Annotated in this window: 12 protein-coding genes and 1 pseudogene; 7 read left to right on the top strand and 6 right to left on the bottom strand. The window is 71.4% G+C overall.

What is annotated here, in order from left to right; translation table 11 throughout:
• Positions 1-5: 5 nt before the first annotated feature.
• From D6270_RS12220 to D6270_RS12205, 4 genes are read right to left on the bottom strand one after another with little or no spacing between them, the layout of a single operon-like run.
• On the bottom strand, positions 6-1025 hold the full coding sequence (locus D6270_RS12220; protein WP_204117129.1) for an AAA family ATPase: 1020 nt from the start codon (positions 1023-1025) through the stop codon (positions 6-8).
• Positions 1022-2269, bottom strand: a complete 1248-nt coding sequence (locus D6270_RS12215; protein WP_109165381.1) for a DUF4350 domain-containing protein — start codon at positions 2267-2269, stop codon at positions 1022-1024. The genes D6270_RS12220 and D6270_RS12215 overlap by 4 nt, the downstream gene beginning before the upstream one ends.
• A complete protein-coding gene (locus D6270_RS12210) occupies positions 2266-2955 on the bottom strand; it encodes a DUF4129 domain-containing protein (protein ID WP_109165382.1) in 690 nt (229 codons plus the stop codon). Before D6270_RS12210 ends, D6270_RS12215 begins: the two co-directional genes overlap by 4 nt.
• Before the next feature lie 4 nt (positions 2956-2959).
• On the bottom strand, positions 2960-4171 hold the full coding sequence (locus D6270_RS12205; RefSeq protein ID WP_109165383.1) for a DUF7847 domain-containing protein: 1212 nt from the start codon (positions 4169-4171) through the stop codon (positions 2960-2962).
• Between the two features lie 140 nt (positions 4172-4311).
• On the opposite strand from D6270_RS12205, the gene mtnA reads away from it, so the two are divergent.
• The 7 genes and pseudogenes from mtnA to D6270_RS12170 all read left to right on the top strand — a co-directional run bounded on the left by mtnA (position 4312) and on the right by D6270_RS12170 (position 12851).
• Positions 4312-5454 (top strand): S-methyl-5-thioribose-1-phosphate isomerase, encoded by a 1143-nt coding sequence (mtnA, locus tag D6270_RS12200; RefSeq protein ID WP_109165384.1) that lies wholly within the window; start codon positions 4312-4314, stop codon positions 5452-5454.
• A 4-nt stretch (positions 5455-5458) separates the two neighbouring features.
• On the top strand, positions 5459-6148 hold the full coding sequence (gene mtrA, locus D6270_RS12195; RefSeq protein WP_007448372.1) for a two-component system response regulator MtrA: 690 nt from the start codon (positions 5459-5461) through the stop codon (positions 6146-6148).
• 1 nt (position 6149) lies between these two features.
• Positions 6150-8174 (top strand): MtrAB system histidine kinase MtrB, encoded by a 2025-nt coding sequence (mtrB, locus tag D6270_RS12190; protein ID WP_109165385.1) that lies wholly within the window; start codon positions 6150-6152, stop codon positions 8172-8174.
• 28 nt (positions 8175-8202) lie between these two features.
• Positions 8203-10035: an LpqB family beta-propeller domain-containing protein gene (locus D6270_RS12185; protein WP_109165386.1), complete on the top strand. Its 1833-nt coding sequence runs from the start codon at positions 8203-8205 to the stop codon at positions 10033-10035.
• A gap of 130 nt (positions 10036-10165) precedes the next feature.
• Positions 10166-10894, top strand: coding sequence for a phosphoribosyltransferase (locus D6270_RS12180; protein ID WP_109165387.1), 729 nt, complete (start codon positions 10166-10168; stop codon positions 10892-10894).
• 331 nt (positions 10895-11225) lie between these two features.
• Positions 11226-11915, top strand: coding sequence for a ribosome hibernation-promoting factor, HPF/YfiA family (gene hpf / locus D6270_RS12175; RefSeq protein WP_109165388.1), 690 nt, complete (start codon positions 11226-11228; stop codon positions 11913-11915).
• A 184-nt stretch (positions 11916-12099) separates the two neighbouring features.
• Positions 12100-12851 (top strand): annotated as a pseudogene (locus D6270_RS12170) (response regulator).
• 12 nt (positions 12852-12863) lie between these two features.
• Here D6270_RS12170 and D6270_RS12165 read toward each other — a convergent pair.
• Positions 12864-14051 (bottom strand): winged helix-turn-helix domain-containing protein, encoded by a 1188-nt coding sequence (locus tag D6270_RS12165; protein ID WP_109165390.1) that lies wholly within the window; start codon positions 14049-14051, stop codon positions 12864-12866.
• Positions 14052-14106: 55 nt separating this feature from the next.
• The gene (locus tag D6270_RS12160) at positions 14107-14718 is read right to left on the bottom strand and encodes a GNAT family N-acetyltransferase (RefSeq protein ID WP_109165391.1); all 612 of its coding nucleotides are present in this window, start codon (positions 14716-14718) and stop codon (positions 14107-14109) included.
• Positions 14719-14836 lie beyond the last annotated feature (118 nt).

Raw genomic sequence — 14836 nt, 5'->3', positions numbered from 1 at the left:
CCGCCTCATCGGGGTACGGGGACGTGGGCGAGCACCGAGGTGATGACGGAGTCGGGGGTGACTCCCTCCATCTCCGCCTCGGGCCGCAGGTGGATGCGATGACGGAGTGTGGGGAGCGCCAAGGCCTTCACGTCGTCCGGGGTGACGTAGTCCCGGCCGGTGAGCCAGGCCCAGGCGCGTGCGGTCGAGAGCAGTGCGGTGGCGCCTCGGGGAGAGACGCCGAGGGCGAGCGAGGGGGATTCGCGTGTGGCACGACAGATATCCACCACATAGCCGGCGATCTCGGGGGAGACCGTGGTCTTGGCGACGGCTGAGCGGGCCGCCTCCAGGTCGGCGGGTCCTGCGACGGGCCGTATGCCCGCTGCCTTGAGGTCGCGGGGGTTGAAGCCGTCGGCGTGCCGGGTGAGGACGTTGATCTCGTCCTGCCGAGAAGGCAGAGGCACCGTCAGCTTGAGCAGGAAGCGGTCCAGTTGGGCTTCCGGGAGTGGGTAGGTGCCCTCGTATTCGACGGGGTTCTGGGTGGCGGCGACGAGGAAGGGGTCCGGCAGGGGGCGGGGGGTGCCGTCGACGGTGACCTGACGTTCCTCCATCGCTTCCAGGAGGGAGGCCTGTGTCTTGGGAGGGGTGCGGTTGATCTCGTCGGCGAGTAGCAGGTTGGTGAAGACGGGGCCGGGCTGGAAGGAGAACTCGGCGGTGCGGGCGTCATAGACGAGTGAACCCGTCACATCGCTCGGCATGAGATCGGGGGTGAACTGGACGCGCTTGGTGTCGAGTTCGAGAGATGCGGCGAGGGCTCGGACCAGCAGGGTCTTGGCGACGCCGGGGACGCCCTCCAGGAGTACGTGTCCGCGGCAGAGCAGGGCGACGACCAGTCCGGTGACAGCCGGGTCCTGGCCGACCACGGCCTTGGCGATCTCGGAGCGGAGTGCTTCCAAGGACGCGCGGGCGCCGTCGGCGGGCTCCGGAGCCGCGGGGGTCGCGGGGACCGCTGCGGGTTCGACCGGCTCGGGGGTCGGGGCGCTCATGAAGTGCGTACCTCTCTTTCGAGGGCGTCGAGGTGCTCGGCCAGCAGGACAAGGGCCGCATCGTTGGCGGGAGGTGGGCCGAAGAGCAGGGTGCTCAGTTCGTCGCCCGTGGTGGTGGTACGGGTGGAGACCGCAGGGAGGAGAACGGCGGAGGTGTGTGCCTCGCGGGCGGTTACGCCGGCAAGGCGGGCGATGCGGGTTCGGGCGACGGCCCGCAGTGATTCGGCTGCCCGGTCACGGGCGTTGGCCTTGCGGTAGAGGCCGGCGCGGCCCTCGGCGGACTCCGATGCGCGGATGGGGACCGGCAGCCGTTCCACGACCAGGGGGCCGAGGCGGCGGCCTCGCCAGATCGCGGCGAGGACGGCGGCGACGGTGAGCTGGAGCGTTCCCCAGAGCCAGCCGGAGGGGACCAGGTCGAGGAAGCTGCTCTCGTCGCCCGAAGCCTCCCCGCCGTTGCCGCCGCTGTTGTTGTCGTTGTCGTCGGGAGAGCCGTCATCGCTGGTGGCGGAGGGATCGGCCAGAGAGGGGAGGTACCAGACGAGATGGGGACGCGAGCCGAGGAGTTGCAGGGCGAGCGAGGCGTTGCCCCGGTGGTCGAGACGCTCGTTGTGGAGGACGTCGGGGGAGCCGAGAAGGACGGTGTCGCCGTCGCCGCGGTCCTTGAGGATCAGCAGAGTGGGGGTTCCGTCGCTGGGATAGCAGGCGGTGGCGGTGGTGCTCGGTGCCGTGTAGCGCATGCCGCCCAGGTCCGCTGTGCCGGCGCTGCGGGCGGCGGGGAAGGTGCAGGACGGGGAGAGGGGGGTCACCGGGCGGTGGGGTTCGGTGCGTACGCCGGGTGCCAGGCGGGATGCGGTTGCCGGGCCCGGGGCGATCAGGACGGTGCGGCCGTTGGCGGCGATGGTCGCCTCGTGGAGCCGGCGCTGTTGCGTGGGGGTGAGGAGATTGGGGCCGGCGACCAGGAGTGTGGTGCCGGGTCCCGCCGCGGTGGTGGCCTCGTCGAGGGTCGTGGCGACGGTGACGGATATCCCGCGTGCCTTGAGGAGTTCGGCCGCGGCGCGGCTGCCCTTCGGGTCGGCGGATCGGGGGTCGAGGTGCCCGTAGTCGGTGCTGGAGCGGACGGCGGCGAACGTGATGCCGGCGATCACGAGGATGAGCAGGGCGATCAGCAGCCCTCGGGCGCGCTTCCAGACCTGGTGGGGAGTGGGCGCGGTGGAGGTGGGGGAGGGGGCGGTGGCCGTGGTCATCCGGTGGCTCCTCGGGAGGTCCCGGGCAGCACGGGCTTTGCCTCGTCGAGTTCGGTGTCCAGGGCGCGCAGGGCCAGATATGTGGGTCGGTCCGCTGTGCGGCCGCCGTATGTGACGTCGTCGAAGTCGCGGGCGGCGGAGCGCAGCCGGGCGGCTTGGCCGGGCAGGGTGCGGCCTGCTTCCGCCGCCGCTTCGTCCGCCGTGCGGCCGGGGCGGGGGTCCAGCAGGGCGCGTTCCTCCAGTGACCGGACGATGGCGCGCATGCGTTCCTGGACGGCTTCGGTCCAGCGGAGAGCGGCGGCGTGCGCGTCGGCCGCAGCGCGATGCTGGGCGGCGCTGCGGGGGCCGTCGCTCTCGAAGAGGGCGTCCGTGGGCAGGGAAGCGCGTTGCGGGGTGCCGAGCCGCCACCAGAGGGCGGCGGCGAGGCCGATGACGATGAGGATCAGGACGACGAGTCCGGCCGGGCCGCCGGGGGCGGCGTTCGCGGCGGCGTCGAACACGCCGGCGACCCAGTCCCAGAAGCGGTTCAGGCCGCGCTCGAAGAGGTTGGGATCGTTCTCGTGGTACATCGGCTTGGACAGCTCGGTCTCGGCCGCCTCCCGGGCGGGGACACGTGGAGTGTCCACGGGTATGTCTCCCGCGCCGGTGACCTGCCGCGCCGCTGTGGTGCCCCCCGCCCCCAGCACCGCATCAGCTCCGAGAGGTGTCGGTGTCGTGGCCGGGGAGGCCCGCGGCCCGTGCGAGGTCGAGGTCGAGTGCCTCGCGGCGGATGCGCTGGTCGACGTAGAGCAGTGCCATCACGCCTGCGGCGAAGGGGTAGAGCAGTGTGGAGACGACCACTTCGCCGATGCCCGTGATGATCAGGAAGGGCCAGCCGAAGGAGGGGGCGCCGCTCTCGAGGAACTCGCTGACGTCGATTCCGTCGGCGAGCATGCCGATGAGGCCGAAGGGGATGGAGACGAGGAAACTCAGCAGGAAGACGAGCACGTAGGTCAGCGCGAGGATGCCGAAGGTGCGCCACCAGGCACCCCGGACCAGCTTCGCCGACCTGCGCAGCGCGGAGACGACGCTCTGCCGCTCCAGCATCAGGGCGGGGGCGGCGAGGGCGAAGCTGACCTGCAGCCAGAGGATGACGACGCAAGCGGCGGCGAAGCCGAGGAACGCCAGGGCCGCACCGGCCTCGGATCCCATCAGCAGGCCGGGGCCGATACCGACGGTCATGATCGTGGCGGTGATCACGGTCACCAGCAGGGTCAGGCCGACCAGAGGGAGGATCCGCGGGCGGGCTTCGGCCCAGGCGTCGGAGAGCGTGACGGGGCGGCCCAGCACCGAGCGGCTGATCACCACGGTGACGATCGACGCGGTGAAGAGCGTGGCGAACATCGCGAGGAGAGAGACCGGGGCGAGGGAGAACAGGGTCGTCCGAGCGGATTCGGAGGCCTGACGAAGGGCCTCGGTGCCGGTGGCGTTCGGGTCGACGTTGGTCGGCTCGGGCAGGAGGTAGCGCTGCATGAGGATGGTGGCGACCTGGATGACCACGGAGACCGCGAGGCTGAAGCCGAGTGCGGTACGCCAGTGGGCGCGCAGAGCCGAGACGGAGCCGTCGAGGATTTCCCCGACGCCCAGGGGGCGCAGCGGGATGACGCCGGGCTTCGCCGCCGCAGGCTTGGTGCCCCAGGCCGGTCGTTGCGGACCGCCGCCCCAGCCGGGGGCGGGCGGGCGTGCGCCCGGGCCGCCGGCGGGGTTGCTCGGCGGGGACCACTGCCCGGGGGGCGGCTGTTCGGAGGACCACTGTCCCGTCGGCGCGCCTGCGTCCTGGGGCTCGGAGGGGCGGGGGATGGCCGCCTCCTGGCCGTCGGAGGGGGCAGATCCGGGCGTCGCCCAGCCCGGAGAGTCGTTCATTCTCGCTCCTTCACCGTCCTGTCCGCTCATCGGGGCGGCAGGTTGCCAGCCATCGTGCCACGGGCCGGTGCGGCGCGGACCGGGAGCCTTCTCTCCTTCATGGCTTCATTTGTGGGCGGCTCACCGGGCAGACTGGGCGGATGGCTGATCAGGACGTGCAAACGCCGGTGGGCGGCGAGCCTCCCGCGCTTTCCGTGCTCCGTTGGGACGACCTTCCGGAAGGCCCTGTGCTGGTGCTTCTCGACCAGACGCGGCTGCCCGCGGAGGAGGTCGAGCTGGTGTGCACGGATGTGCCCGCGCTGGTGCGGGCGATCCGGACGCTGGCGGTGCGAGGGGCCCCGCTGCTCGGGATCGCCGGGGGGTACGGGGTGGCGCTCGCGGCGGCCCGTGGCTACGACGTGGCGGAGGCCGCGGGGCTGCTGGAGGGGGCGCGGCCCACCGCGGTGAATCTCGGTTACGGGGTGCGGCGGGTGGCCGACGCCTACTGGGCGGCTGCCGGCAAGGGGGCCGGGACGGCGGAGGCCGCCGCTGTGGCGCTGGCCGAGGCACAGGCCCTGCACCGGGAGGACGCCCAGGCCAGCAGGCGCATGGCGGAGTTCGGGACGGCGCTCCTGGAGGAGCTGCTGCCGGGGCAGGGCTATCAGCTGCTGACCCACTGCAACACCGGGGCGCTGGTCTCCGGGGGCGAGGGGACGGCCTTCGCGGTGGCGCTGCGGGTGCACCGGGAGGGGCGGCTGCGTCGGCTGTGGGTGGACGAGACCCGGCCACTGCTCCAGGGGGCGAGGCTGACGGCGTACGAGGCGGCGCGCGGCGGGATGGCGTACAGCCTGCTCACGGACAGCGCGGCGGGCTCCCTGTTCGCCGCGGGTGAGGTGGATGCCGTACTCATTGGGGCGGACCGCATTGCCGCAGACGGCTCGGTGGCCAACAAAGTGGGGAGCTATCCGTTGGCTGTGCTCGCGAAGTACCACCATGTGCCGTTCATCGTGGTGGCGCCGACGACGACCGTGGACATGGACACGGCCGAAGGCACATCGATCATCGTTGAGCAGCGTTCCGGGCAGGAAGTGACGGAGCTCACACCGCCGAAGGCCGTATCGGCGGACGGCGGAGGTGGGATGGTCGTCGCACCCCTCGGGGCCCCGGCGTACAACCCGGCTTTCGACATCACGCCGCCCGAATTGATCACGGCGATCGTCACCGAGGAGGGCGTCATTTCCCCGGTCACAGGGGTCGGACTGGCAGAGCTGTGTGCCAGATCATCGCAGGTAACGATTAGCTAATGGGATGATGTCGATTATGAAGGGACGCGTCCTTGTCGTCGACGACGACACCGCACTGGCCGAGATGCTCGGGATTGTGCTGCGTGGAGAAGGTTTCGAGCCGTCGTTCGTAGCGGACGGCGACAAGGCACTGGCCGCATTTCGTGAGGCCAAGCCGGACCTGGTGCTGCTCGACCTCATGCTGCCCGGAAGGGACGGCATCGAGGTGTGCAGGCTGATCAGGGCCGAGTCCGGTGTGCCGATCGTCATGCTCACTGCCAAGAGCGACACCGTCGATGTCGTGGTCGGCCTGGAGTCCGGGGCCGACGACTACATCGTCAAGCCGTTCAAACCTAAGGAGTTGGTCGCCCGGATCAGGGCACGCCTGCGGCGGTCCGAAGAGCCCGCGCCGGAGCAGTTGACCATCGGTGACCTGGTCATCGACGTGGCCGGTCACTCCGTGAAGCGGGAGGGGCAGTCCATCGCCCTGACGCCGCTGGAGTTCGACCTGCTGGTCGCCCTCGCCCGGAAGCCGTGGCAGGTCTTCACCCGTGAGGTCCTGCTGGAGCAGGTCTGGGGCTACCGGCACGCGGCCGACACCCGGCTGGTGAACGTGCATGTCCAGCGGCTGCGCTCCAAGGTCGAGAAGGACCCAGAGCGACCGGAGATCGTCGTGACCGTCCGCGGTGTCGGTTACAAGGCCGGACCGAGCTGACATGTCCGAAGGCAGCGCTGCTCCGAACCCCGGGGAGCCGGGAGTCCGTGCGGAGCGGGCTGCCGGTCCGGGACGGAAGGCTTCTCGTTTGAGCCGTCTCCTGCAGGGCGGCCGGTTGTTCCAGGACCGGACGCCCGGCGGGCCCGTACCTCGTCTGCTGATGCGGTGGGTGCGCCGTCCGTTGCTGCCTGCCGTGCGGTTGTGGCGGCGCAACCTGCAGCTCCGCGTCGTCGCGGGCACCCTGCTGATGTCGATGGCCGTGGTGCTGCTGCTCGGCTTCGTCGTGATCGGGCAGGTCCGCAACGGCCTCCTCGACGCGAAGGGCAAGGCCGCCCAGACCCAGGCCGCCGGTGGTTTCGCCGCGGCCCAGGAGAAGGCGAACGCCTCGCTGGCCCCGGGCGGGCAGGGCACCGAGGGCCCCGACGGGATGACCGCCAACACCTCCTGGCGCACCGAGCTCGTCGACCAGCTCGCCAGTGGCGGCAAGAACGCCTTCAACGTGGTCGCGCTCAGCGCGGACTCGGCCAACGAGGGCGCGGGCAGCCGTGCCCCACGTGGTTCGGGCAGTGTCGAGGCCTCCAGCGTGCCCGAGCGGCTGCGCCAGGATGTCGGCAAGGGGCAGGGGGCGTTCCAGACGTACTCCCTGATCCGGTACTCGTACGGCAAGGAGTCGCAGCCCGGCCTGGTCGTCGGCAAGCGGCTCTACGACATCGACCAGCACCCCTACGAGCTCTACTACCTCTTCCCGCTCACGCAGGAGGAGAAGTCCCTGACGCTGGTCAAGACGACCCTGGCGACCGCCGGACTGTTCGTCGTCGTGCTGCTCGGAGCCATCGCCTGGTTCGTGGTGCGCCAGGTCGTCACCCCGGTGCGGATGGCGGCCGGTATCGCCGAGCGGCTCTCCGCCGGGAAGCTCCAGGAACGGATGAAGGTCACCGGCGAGGACGACATCGCGCGGCTGGGTGAGGCCTTCAACAAGATGGCGCAGAACCTCCAGCTGAAGATCCAGCAGCTGGAGGAGCTCTCCCGGATGCAGCGCCGCTTCGTCTCCGACGTCTCGCACGAGCTGCGGACCCCCCTCACGACCGTACGGATGGCCGCCGACGTCATCCATGAGGCGCGCGCCGACTTCGATCCCGTCACCGCGCGCTCCGCCGAGCTGCTCGGCGACCAACTCGACCGCTTCGAGTCGCTGCTCTCGGACCTGCTGGAGATCAGCCGGTTCGACGCGGGCGCCGCGGCGCTGGAGGCCGAGCCGATAGACCTGCGAGCCGTGGTGCACCGGGTGATCGGCGGTGCCGAACCGCTCGCCGAGCGCAAGGGCAGCCGGATCCTGGTCATCGGCGACGACCAGCCGGTGATCGCCGAGGCCGACGCGCGGCGCGTGGAGCGGGTGCTGCGCAACCTCGTGGTCAACGCCGTGGAGCACGGCGAGGGCCGGGACGTCGTCGTGCGGATGGGCGTGGCCCAGGGAGCGGTCGCCGTGGCCGTCCGGGACTACGGGGTCGGGCTCAAGCCCGGCGAGGCGACCCGGGTCTTCAACCGGTTCTGGCGTGCCGACCCGGCGCGGGCCCGGACGACCGGCGGGACCGGTCTCGGGCTCTCCATCGCCGTCGAGGACGCCCGGCTGCACGGCGGCTGGCTCCAGGCGTGGGGCGAGCCGGGCGGCGGGTCCCAGTTCCGGCTGACCCTGCCGCGTACGGCGGACGAGCCGCTGCGCGGTTCGCCGATACCGCTGGAGCCCGAGGACTCCCGGCGCAACCGGGAGAACCGGGAGCGCGACGAGGCGACGGCGGGCGAGAACCGGCTGGTGTCCGTACCGAACCAGTCCGGGGCGGCGAAGCGCTCGCCGCTGCCCGTGCCGGCCCGCTCCACGGTGCCGCACCCGGCCCCCGCCTCGGTGCACCCGGCGGCGCTGCCGGGCAACGGGGCCCGTGTCGTGGCACGTCCGGCACCGGAGCGTTCCGGCGGACCGGGTTCACCGGCGCGCGATTCCGACCAGGAGGACACCACTCGTGGGTACTGACCGCCGTCGCGGTGGCCCCGGACACGGCGTGCGGCTCACCGCGCTGCTCGGCTGCTCCGTCATCGTGCTCGCCGGCTGCGGTTCGATGCCGGTGACCGGTGACGTCAAGGCCGTCGACGCCTCGCAGCCCGGCGACTCCCAGGTGCAGGTGTACGCGGTGGAGCCCCGCGAGGGCGCGGCGCCCAGCGAGATCGTCGACGGGTTCCTGGAGTCCATGACCAGCGACGACCCCGGCTTCCAGACCACGCGCAAGTACCTGAGCGCGGACGCCGCGAAGACCTGGCAGCCGAGCGAGGGCACCACGGTGCTCGCCCAGGCGCCCAACCGCAGCGGCCCCCTGCTCCACGACGAGGTGCGCCGGGACTCCGAGACCTCCTACACGCTGACCGGCGAGAAGGTGGCGGCGGTCGACGCCCAGAGCTCCTACCAGCCGCTCGCCCCCACCGACTACTCCCAGATGCTGCATCTGGTGCGGGAGAAGCTGGCGGACGGGAAGGCCGAGTGGCGCATCGACATCGTGCCGGACGGCCTGGTCCTCGGGCAGTCCGACTTCAAGCGGCTCTACCGCTCCGTGAACAAGTACTACTTCGCCACCGGCCGGACGAACGGGCAGCCGACGCTCGTCGCCGACCCCGTCTACGTACGCACCGGCACCGATCCGGTCACGCAGATGAGCACGGCGACGCAGACGGTCAGGACGCTGCTGGAGGGGCCGACGAACTGGCTGCGGCCGGTGGTCGACTCCCGCTTCCCCACCGGTACCGCGCTGCGCAAGGACGTCGTCACGCTGACCCCCGACGACCAGAACGTGCTGAAGGTGCCGCTCAACGGCAAGGCCGACAAGGTGGGCCGCTCCGCCTGCCTGATGATGGCCGCCCAGGTGCTCTTCACCCTGCGGGACCTGACCTCGGGGGTCGAGCAGGTGGAGCTGGAGGGCGCGGCGGGCCGGCTCTGCGCGCTGGATGCGGACGAGGCGGAGGAGTTCTCGTCCGACAGCGGATCCGACGGGCCCGACAGCCAGTACTTCCTCGATGCCAAGGGAAGGGTCCAGCGGATCGCCGGAGCCTCCGATGGCAGGGGAACACCTGAGCCGGTGAACGGCCCCCTCGGTGTCGGCGCGGTGGCGATGGGCGCCGTCGGCGTGGCCCGGGACGAGCAGCGGGCCGCCGGTGTCTCGGCGAACGGGCAGAGCCTTTACGTGGCCTCCATGGACGTGCCGGGCGAGCTGGCCCCGCCCGTGGTGACCAGCGCGGGGAAGAAGGCAGCCGACCGGTTGTCGTCGCCCAGCTGGGACGGCCGGGGCGACCTGTGGGTCGCCGACCGCGACAAGGCGCGCCCGAGGCTGCTGCGGCTGGTCAAGGGTGAGGGCGAACCGGAGGAGGTCCGCGTCCCTGGCCTGGACGGGGGGCGGATCGAGGAGCTGCGGCTGTCGGCGGACGGGGTGCGGATCGCCCTGCTGGTGACGGAGGACGGGCATACGACGCTGAAGATCGGCCGGGTGGAGCGGCGCGGGACCGAGGAGGCGCCGGAGATCTCGGTCGAGGACCTGCGCCAGGCCGCGCCCCAGCTCACGGACGTCACGGCCATCTCCTGGTCGGGCCGCAGCCGTCTCGTCGTGGTCGGCAAGGAGGCGGGCGGTGTCCAGCAGGTGCGGTACGTGCAGGCCGACGGTTCCACGCCGTCCTCCGGCGCCTCCGGGGTGCTGCCCGGGGTGAACCAGGTCCGCGCGGTCGCCGCGGCGGACGACGAGCTGCTTCCGCTGATGGCGGAGACCGAGGGCGACGGCATAGTGAAGCTCTCGCCGGGCGACAACTGGCAGACGGTCCTGGAAGAGGGCACCTCGCTGGTCTACCCGGGCTGAGGCCCCCACGGGCCCCCGGGCTGGCCCCGGTGCCCGGCCGGTCCCAGGGTCTCCCGGTCCGGCGGGCTTCCCGGCCGGAGGGTTTTCCACAGGGGTGGCCCGGTTCTCCGGAGCCGGTCACAGTGGAGCCATGCGGGATTGGTGGCGGGAGTTCTCCGGCCTGGTCCTGCCGGTGGCCTGCGCGGGCTGCGGCAGGCCGCGTACGGAGTTGTGCACGGTGTGCAGGGCCGCGCTGCATGGGGCGCCCGCCCGTGGGGTGCGGCCCTCGCCCCGGCCCGCGGGGCTTCCGGCGGTCTATGCGGCGGCGCCGTACGAGAACGCCGTACGTGCGGTGCTGCTGGCCCACAAGGAGCGCGGGGCACTCGGGCTCACCGGACCCCTCGGACGGGCTCTGGCGGCCTCCGTACGGGCCGGGACGGGGCAGGCGGGAGCCGTGGGGCCCCTGCTGCTGGTGCCCGTTCCCTCCGCGCGCTCCGCGACCGCGGCGCGTGGCCATGATCCGGTGCGCCGGATCGCCCGGGCGGCGGCGGCCGAGCTGCGGCGCACCGGCCGCGCCGCCCGGGTCGCCCCGGTGCTGCGGCAGTGCCGCGCGGTGGCCGACCAGTCGGGGCTCACGGCACACCGGCGACGGGAGAATCTGGCCGGGGCGCTGGAAGTGGCCTCCGGGGGAGAGCGGCTGCTCGCCCACGGCAGGGTGGTCCTGGTGGACGACCTGTTGACGACGGGATCGACGCTGGCCGAGGCGGCGCGGGCCGTCGGCGAGGCGCTCGGGAGCGGCCGGAGGCCCTCCGGCCGCGAGGTGTGCGCGGCGGCGGTCGTCTCCGCTTCTCCGTCCGCCTTCGAAATAAACCAGAACTGACCGAGAACTTGCGTCGTTGCAGGTAATGAGAGGGCAAAACCCCCTGAACGGAGGTAAGTACCGGCAGCGGGTGCCGATACCCCGGTGTGCAGGCTATGTTCGGTTGTGAGGAGCGGTGAAGACCGAACCTCGATGAATGCACCTTGAGGTTTCGGGCAGGTAACTCACCGACGGACCGGAAGCAGTCGAGCCGGTCGAGGTAGGGACCTCTCCGACGGGGGAGGAGGAGACGAAAGTCACCGAGTCCGAGGCCCCTGGGGATCGCCGGGGGCTGGTGCAAAAGGGAGATGCCCCGCCACTGAAGCGGGGCGATCCGGGAACGGAGTTCTGCGTGGACATCGTCGTCAAGGGCCGCAAGACCGAGGTGCCCGAGCGGTTCCGCAAGCACGTGGCCGAGAAGCTGAAGCTGGACAAGATCCAGAAGTTCGACGGCAAGGTGATCAGCGTCGACGTCGAGGTGTCCAAGGAGCCGAATCCTCGCCAGGCCGACCGTTCCGACCGGGTGGAGATCACGCTCCACTCGCGTGGGCCGGTCATCCGGGCGGAAGCGGCCGCGGGCGACCCCTACGCAGCACTCGACCTGGCCACCGGAAAGCTGGAGGCCCGGCTGCGCAAGCAGCACGACAAGCGCTACAGCCGCCGGGGCAACGGCCGTCTGTCGGCCGCGGAGGTCGGGGATGTGGTGCCGGGTGTCGCCTCGTTCGACGAGGACGGCGAGCTAGTCGGCGAGCAGCCGTCGGAACCCGTACCGACCACCAAGGTCGGATCGATCGAGGTGCAGGGCGAAGGGCCTCTCGTGATGCGGGAGAAGACCCACACCGCCGCACCCATGGCACTCGACCAGGCGCTCTACGAGATGGAACTGGTGGGGCACGACTTCTACTTGTTCGTCGACTCCGAGACGAAGGAGCCCAGTGTCGTCTACCGGCGGCACGCCTACGACTACGGCGTGATCCACCTGAGGACCGACCCGCTCGCCGCTGACGAGGCAGGCGGCGCGGGAGGAGCGCTCGGCGGCTGACGCCACGCCGTCACGGTGCCCCTGGAGCGTTTTCACGCCACCAGGGGCACCTGTGCGCGATCACAGGATCACCGCTCGGACGTCCCGGCATGGAATCATGGCGTTCCGAGCCAATCGGGGTTCGGTGAAACGCCGTTGGCGGACGACTGATGACTATCAGGCCGTGGCCTTCAGGGGAGGAACGATGGTGGACACCTTCGGGCCCGTGCGCGGTGCGAGTGGTTCCGACGACGCCGGTGCCCGCACCGACGACGGCCTGGACGGCACCTCGCGCAAGGAGCCCATCCGGGTCCTCGTGGTCGATGACCACGCGCTCTTCCGCAGAGGCCTGGAGATCGTCCTCGCGCAGGAGGAGGACATCCTGGTCGTCGGCGAGGCCGGCGACGGTTCCGAGGCGGTCGACAAGGCCGCCGACCTGCTGCCCGACATCATCCTGATGGATGTGCGGATGCCCAAACGCGGTGGCATCGAGGCCTGCACCTCCATCAAGGAGGTGGCACCCAGTGCAAAGATCATCATGCTGACGATCAGCGATGAGGAAGCCGACCTCTACGACGCGATCAAGGCGGGCGCCACCGGATACCTCCTCAAGGAGATCTCCACCGACGAGGTGGCGACGGCCATTCGCGCCGTCGCGGACGGGCAGTCCCAGATCAGCCCCTCCATGGCCTCCAAGCTGCTCACCGAGTTCAAATCGATGATCCAGCGCACCGACGAGCGCCGGCTCGTCCCCGCCCCCGCCTCACCGAACGGGAACTCGAAGTCCTCAAACTCGTGGCGACCGGCATGAACAACCGGGATATCGCCAAGGAGTTGTTCATTTCCGAGAACACGGTGAAGAACCACGTCCGCAATATCCTGGAGAAGCTCCAGCTGCACTCCCGTATGGAAGCCGTGGTCTATGCCATGCGCGAGAAGATCCTGGAGATCAGGTAGCCACCGAGGCGCTCAGCGGTAGGCGCGCTGGAGGGCCCGGCCGATCTCGTCCCTGAGCGGGTCCCGCAGCTCCGGGGCGTCGATCCGCTCCAGCCGGATGTCCGTGCAGCCCACCCAGGCAGCCGCCTCCACCAAGGCCTCGGCCATCGGGACCACCGCCTTCGGACCGGCCAGGGATGCCTGCCGGGCGACCAGCGTGGTGCCCTCGCGCGCCGGGTCGACGCGCCCCTGGAGCTTGCCGCCCGCCAGCAGCGGCATCGCGAAATAGCCGTGGATCCGCTTCGGCTTGGGGACGTACGCCTCCAGCCGGTGTGTGAAGCCGAAGATCCGTTCGGTGCGCGCCCGCTCCCAGACCAGGGAGTCGAACGGGGAGAGCAGCGTCGTACGGTGGCGCCCGCGCGGCTCCTCGGCCAGCGCCTCGGGGTCCGCCCAGGCGGGCTTGGCCCAGCCCTCCACCGCCACCGGGACCAGACCCGAGTCGGCGACCACCGCGTCGAACTCCTCGCCCTTGAGCCGGTGGTAGTCCGCGATGTCGCTACGGGTGCCGACCCCCAGGGACTTGCCCGCCAGCGCGACAAGACGCCGCCGGCACTCGGTGTCGCTCAGGTCGTCGTGGAGCACGGTGTCCGGGATGGCCCGCTCGGCCAGGTCGTAGACCCGCTTCCAGCCGCGCCGCTCGGTGCAGACCACCTCGCCGTACATGAGGGCCCGCTCCACGGCGACCTTGGACGCCGACCAGTCCCACCACTCCCCGCCGTTCTTCGCACCGCCCAGCTCGGTCGCCGTCAGCGGGCCCTCGGCGCGCAGCTGCTTGACCACCTTGTCGTAGGCGCCGTCGGGCAGATCGTGGTGCCAGTGCGGGCGGGCGCGGTAGGCGCGGCGGCGGAACGCGAAGTGCGGCCACTCCTCGACGGGCAGGATGCACGCGGCGTGCGACCAGTACTCGAAGGAGCGGCCGCCCGACCAGTACGCCTCCTCCACCGTGCGCCGCCCCACCGCGCCGAGCCGGGCGTAGGGGATCAGCTCGTGGGAGCGGGCCAGCACCGAGATGGTGTCCAGCTGGACCGCCCCGAGGTGCCGCAGCACCCCCGGCACCCCCGCCCGGCGGTCAGGAGCCCCCAGGAAGCCCTGGGCGCGCAGCGCGATGCGGCGGGCCTGGTCGGCGGAGAGTTCGACTGCGGGAGGAGGCACAGGCGTCATACGTCGAACCCTAGACCGCGCCACTGACAGTGGGTGAAGATGTTCCGTCGCCGCCTCAGCGCACGGAGTCCGGTGTGGTGCCGGGCCGTTCGGCGTGCCGCTCGTGGAGGTAGGGGTGGGCGCCGGGAAGGCCCAGGTCGGACGGGAGCAGCGCCGCCGTCCAGGCATCGCGCCGCACCCCCTTGTTGAGGAGCCCGGACCGCTGGTCGCCCTCCAGCCGGAACCCCGCCCGCAGGGCGACCGCACGCGAGGCCACGTTGCCGATCTCGGCCCGCCACTCCAGCCGGTCCGCCCCGAGCGCCGTGAAGGCCCAGCGGGCGGAGCCGAGCACCGCCTCGGTGACGTACCCGCGACCCCGGTGCTCCTTGGTGGACCAGTAGCCCACCTCGTACGTCCCCGGCCGGCTGCGGCGGTCGATGCAGAGCGCACCGGCGAGCGTCCCGCTCTCCTGCAGCACCAGCGCGAAGCTGTACGAGGAGTCGTCCCGCCAGCCCGTCGGCGCGAGCTTGGCGGTGAACAGCTCCGCGTCGGTGAGCCGGTACGGGGAGGGGATCACCGTCCAGCGCCGGATGTCCGGATCCTGACAGGCCGCGTGCACGCGGTAGGTGTCCTGCGGACCGAACGGCCGCATGAGAAGGCGTCGCGTGGTGAGAGTGGTCGGCTCCATAGAGTGATTCTCGTGAGAGGACAGCCGCGATGCGACCACTTTCGGGGCTTCCCGGCACCTTCCGGGCCTCTGGGCCGTTGTCCGGAGAGGGTGCGGCGAGGTCCAGGCGACGGCAGCC

The sequence above is a fragment of the Streptomyces griseus subsp. griseus genome (genome assembly GCF_003610995.1).
GTDB lineage: Bacteria > Actinomycetota > Actinomycetes > Streptomycetales > Streptomycetaceae > Streptomyces.
The sequence above is the reverse complement of the archived record's forward strand: the minus strand, read 5'-3'. Positions and strand labels throughout refer to the sequence as shown.

Bases quoted from the DNA above. Each gene is read 5' to 3' on its own strand.
- D6270_RS12220 (WP_204117129.1), bottom strand. From the start codon at position 1,025: ATGAGCGCCCCGACCCCCGAGCCGGTCGAACCCGCAGCGGTCCCCGCG.
- D6270_RS12215 (WP_109165381.1), bottom strand. From the start codon at position 2,269: ATGACCACGGCCACCGCCCCCTCCCCCACCTCCACCGCGCCCACTCCC.
- D6270_RS12205 (WP_109165383.1), bottom strand. From the start codon at position 4,171: ATGAACGACTCTCCGGGCTGGGCGACGCCCGGATCTGCCCCCTCCGAC.
- mtnA (WP_109165384.1), top strand. From the start codon at position 4,312: ATGGCTGATCAGGACGTGCAAACGCCGGTGGGCGGCGAGCCTCCCGCG.
- mtrA (WP_007448372.1), top strand. From the start codon at position 5,459: ATGATGTCGATTATGAAGGGACGCGTCCTTGTCGTCGACGACGACACC.
- mtrB (WP_109165385.1), top strand. From the start codon at position 6,150: ATGTCCGAAGGCAGCGCTGCTCCGAACCCCGGGGAGCCGGGAGTCCGT.
- D6270_RS12180 (WP_109165387.1), top strand. From the start codon at position 10,166: ATGCGGGATTGGTGGCGGGAGTTCTCCGGCCTGGTCCTGCCGGTGGCC.
- D6270_RS12165 (WP_109165390.1), bottom strand. From the start codon at position 14,051: ATGACGCCTGTGCCTCCTCCCGCAGTCGAACTCTCCGCCGACCAGGCC.
- D6270_RS12160 (WP_109165391.1), bottom strand. From the start codon at position 14,718: ATGGAGCCGACCACTCTCACCACGCGACGCCTTCTCATGCGGCCGTTC.